Origin of the sequence: Actinomyces sp. HMSC075C01, from assembly GCF_001812965.1 — a bacterium.
In the GTDB taxonomy this organism is placed as follows: domain Bacteria; phylum Actinomycetota; class Actinomycetes; order Actinomycetales; family Actinomycetaceae; genus Actinomyces; species Actinomyces acetigenes.
On sequence record NZ_KV810985.1, the window covers coordinates 2,371 to 3,756 of the forward strand.

The following is a 1,386-nucleotide window of genomic DNA, read 5'->3' on the forward strand; positions in this document are numbered from 1 at the left end:
GGAGTCGATGTACCGGCAGATCAACGAGACGGGCACTCACACTCCGCCGCGATAGACAAGCCGACGCGCTCTTCAGGATCGCGTTGGCTCTTCGCAGCTCTCGGACCTCTTTCTCTAGCTCCTTGATCCGCTGCGCCTGGTCAGTGGTGGTGCCCGGCCTCAGATCACCATCAACCTGGGCCTTCTTGACCCAGGAGCGCAGAGCCTCGAGATGAACACCCAGCTCCTCGCCGATCCTGCGGATCGCGCCCTTGGCCCGCGCTGGGTCAGCCAACGAGGCTTATTCACAGGACTAGCCGACACTGGCATCTGCGCAGGTCACAGCACCTTCGACAGATGCTGTGAATAACCTTCAACGCGTCCAATGTCATCCTCGTGGCTCGCTCGCGCAGCTCATCGGGGTACTTCTTCTGTCCCATGACAGTGATCCTTCCGTGTCATCACTGCCTCCATCAAACCCGGGACGATTCATCTCGCAGACTCGCATTGCTGCTGACCCGGAGTAAGTGACGTCAGGTTCCTTCGTTATTTCTGTGTGCATGGTTTGAATACTGTGCACAGGGAGAGACCGGGGTCGAGGGCGATGTTCACTCGATAGTCCCATCCCCCTGCACTTCTGTCTCTGAAGAAGTTGATCTCTGGGATGGCTGGGGGTGGGTCGACTTCGAGGAGGGTCACTGTTCCCAGTCCCTCGATGTGGACGCTCTCGCCGAGGCGTATCTCATAGTCCTGCTCCGCCGCATGGCGCGGTTGCCATGTCACCGTACCAATCCATTCGTGGTTCCTGGAGTGCAACGGGCCTGAATACAGCGTCCCGTGTATCGTTTCAGGAGGGGGTAATGCCCCGCTGAGGTATTCTTCCTCGCCCTTCTGGACCCCGTCGGGCAGGGGGACGCTGGTGGTGGTCGGGTGGGTCCAGTACAGCCAGCCGGCAAGGCCGATCACCATGGCCAGGCAGGCCCCTATGATCCCAAGGAGGGCACGTCGCGCCGTGACACCATGCTTTCGCCGTCCACCCACCTGCGGGGCGGGGACTGCCATGGGGGCACCGCCCTCGCTTTCGCCCTCGTCGGCCACAACCCGCTCGCTTCCCTCAGCTTTGGGACTACGTCGTCGGGGCGCCAACCAGGTGGTCCTGGCTCCTGGAATCAGGCGGATGTGGGAGCACTGAGAACATCTGATGAAAGACACCCTTGCAGTCAAGGGTACCGGCTTGCCCCCTTTTGCGGGCGTGAAATCCAGGTAGATATCGCGAAGGGACCGGGGCCGACGTCGAGGGAGTCCTGCGCGCCCTGTTCTGAGTCCTTCCTGCTACTGCGTCCGCGAGAGGTGGACTGCCTGGTACTGCTTGGTGGGGAGTTCTGCCCATGAGGACAGGGGCCTTGG

Annotated in this window: 2 protein-coding genes; both read right to left on the reverse strand. The window is 61.5% G+C overall.

Annotated features, from left to right (window positions below; genetic code table 11):
- Nucleotides 1–274, reverse strand: a 274-nt coding sequence (locus tag HMPREF2883_RS14085; RefSeq protein ID WP_141759041.1) for a transposase, incomplete at its 3' end; no start/stop codon positions are given.
- 251 nt (nucleotides 275–525) lie between these two features.
- Nucleotides 526–948: a hypothetical protein gene (locus HMPREF2883_RS05350; protein WP_141759042.1), complete on the reverse strand. Its 423-nt coding sequence runs from the start codon at nucleotides 946–948 to the stop codon at nucleotides 526–528.
- Nucleotides 949–1,386 lie beyond the last annotated feature (438 nt).

Excerpts from the sequence above, each read along its gene's own strand:
- HMPREF2883_RS05350 (WP_141759042.1), bottom strand. The coding sequence starts at position 948 with ATGGTGATCGGCCTTGCCGGCTGGCTGTACTGGACCCACCCGACCACC.